The organism is Paracoccus sp. (in: a-proteobacteria) (assembly GCF_047973135.1).
Classification (GTDB): domain Bacteria; phylum Pseudomonadota; class Alphaproteobacteria; order Rhodobacterales; family Rhodobacteraceae; genus Paracoccus.
The window spans coordinates 1-2,386 of sequence record NZ_JBKEBL010000005.1; the positions used below are offsets into that span (position 1 = coordinate 1).

Here is a 2,386-nt window from a genome sequence, read left to right on the forward strand (position 1 = left end):
CGGATAGGCTTCGTCACGATCGACGGGAATGCCAAGCGTGTTGCCGTTCGGCGAGCTATGCGAGGTGATCCTGATCGGCCCGTCAGGCCAGATGATCGTATTCTCGGGCGCGACCGGAACGGCCACCCACTCGGACCCAACTGTCAGATCATTGTAATTTGCCATAGGATATGCCCATTCCTGCGGTTCAAGCTGGAAGGCACATCCTATGCCGATACCCGATTTCTACCGGAACCGGGCCGCAAACGCTAGCCATAAACCGCTGGTGCCATCTCGCCGCGCAACCGGTCGTTCAGCTTCGGGTTCAAGCTCACGCCGAATTCGTTGCGTTCCTTCATCCGCGCCCTTGATCTGATCGACGCCCTGACCGTCTCGGGGGTGATCGGATATTCGGGGAACTCGCTGTTGAAACGCTGCAGATCGCGCAGGATGCCGGGCGGCACGTCCCCGCCCTCCTGAACGGCGGTGCCGATGGCCCTGTGAATGCGCGCCCGGCGATCCATGATCTGCTTTTGCCGGGCTTTCAGCCTGTTGTTGATCTCGTATCGCTCGGCCAGTTTCGCCGGTGTGAAGCCAAGGCCCGCGCGCAGCGCATCAAGGACGCCGACATTCTCGATCAGCGGATCCCCGTAATAAGTGTTTGCGCCATAGGCCATGAACCTGACCGGCGTCAGCAGATCGGCGGCAAAGCCCGGCAGCATCTTTTCCGCACCGCGCATCATGTTGTCGCCGTTCCCCTCGCCCCAGGCATCGGATATCATCGACAGCCCGGCCAGAAACTGACCGGGGATCGCGGCGACCGGCCCGGCGATCTGGGCCAGATAATGCATCCACAGTTCCTGCCCTTCCGTGCCTTCGCGCGGCGGCTGGAACCAGAGGTTCGGCATCCCGATCCGGTTCGTCAGGCTGATGCCCAGACCATTGCCCGGCACCCCGTTCAGCGCCATGCCCATGGTCCAGTTCCAGGCGGCGGTTGCCGGGCTGTCGCCCTCCATCAGCAGCGCATCCTGAAGCCATTCTTCCACATCGTCGCCATCGCCGGGGAAGAACAGCCCCAGAAGCGTCATCAGCAGCCCATAGCCCCAGACGCCCTTGATACCGGCATGGGCCAGCATCGACAGGGTGACGCCGACAAGCTGGTTACGGGCCTCGCGGCGGGTCTCGGCGCTGGCCCCGGCAAAGGCCTGATGGGTGTCGCGGAACAGACGATAGAGCGCGTTCACGGTGAAGTTGCGGAAGGTGAACAGGATCTTCTCGAAATCGCCCTGCATCATCCGGGGTCTGGAGGTGTTCTGATAGTCGAAATGGATCTTCTTGACCATGGCGTCGGCCTCGTCGATGGCTTCGGCCTGTGACCGGCCTTCGGCGCGCAGCAGCCGGAAATTGGCAAGGAAGGTGACTTCCCGGTTGAAGCGCTCGGTGTGGTGGAACAGAAAGCCGATCACCCGCATCGCCTTTTCGCGCGCCGCATTATATTCGACACCCGACTCGGCGACCGAGGCCAGATCATGCGCCTGCGTCTTGTCGATCGTGCCCCGCTGGTACCCTTCGGCCAGCGCCGCGCGGTCATCGGCAGACAGGTCCGGGGCCTTGTCGATCCGGCCCTTGCCCCTGCCGAAATCCCTTGCGGCTTTCCACAGCGCATCCGCCGCCCCGGTGACACCCGCCTTGCGAAAGCGTGCCGCCATGATCGGGATGCCGAAGATCGTGGTCTGGGACAGGTTCACCATGGCCGAAGCGGGCGACATGCCCAGATACCAGATAAAGGCCAGCGAGGTGCCAGCCGTCACCAGCGGGTTGTTGGTCGGGTTCATGGTGAAGGCATGGCGCTGGCGCATCTCGCGCACCACGAAGCCTGCGCGTTCCGGATCGGGCTGCCGCGCGGCCTGTTCCTCGGCCTCGTTCAGGTTCTCGTCCATTTCCAGCCCGTATGTCAGCCGGCCAAGCTGATGCGCGCCATGGAACATCGCCGAGGAAAAGGCGCGGATGGCATCGCGGTTGAACCCGGCCCGGCCCTTCCTGTGGATATGCGCCTTGCGCACCGACTGATCGGGCAGGGTTTCCAGCCAGTGCTGCCAGACGGCATCCAGCAACTCGGCCCCTGCGCCCGCCTCGCCCAGCATCTGTTCGACATCGGCCACGAAACGCGGATCAACCATGCCGCGCAGATCGGCCCCTTCGCCCAGCACCCCGCGTTCGACACGGCCGGGGCGGCCCTCCATCTCGCGGATGAACGCCTCCTGCTGCGCCTTCTTCGCAAAGCGGCTGAACGAGACGACCCTGCCATCGGCATCGCGCAGGGTGACGAAATAGGTGCCAAAGCGCGACAGCGGAAAATAGGGGCCGGACAGGCGGTTGCTTTCAAAGGCCTGCCGCATCTGCGCCA

The 2,386-nt window shown here is 63.7% G+C and carries 1 protein-coding gene; it reads right to left on the reverse strand.

The window, feature by feature from the left end; genetic code table 11:
* Positions 1–248: 248 nt before the first annotated feature.
* Positions 249–2,386, reverse strand: a 2,138-nt coding sequence (locus ACK5L9_RS00330) for a PLxRFG domain-containing protein (protein ID WP_416909455.1), incomplete at its 5' end; no start/stop codon positions are given.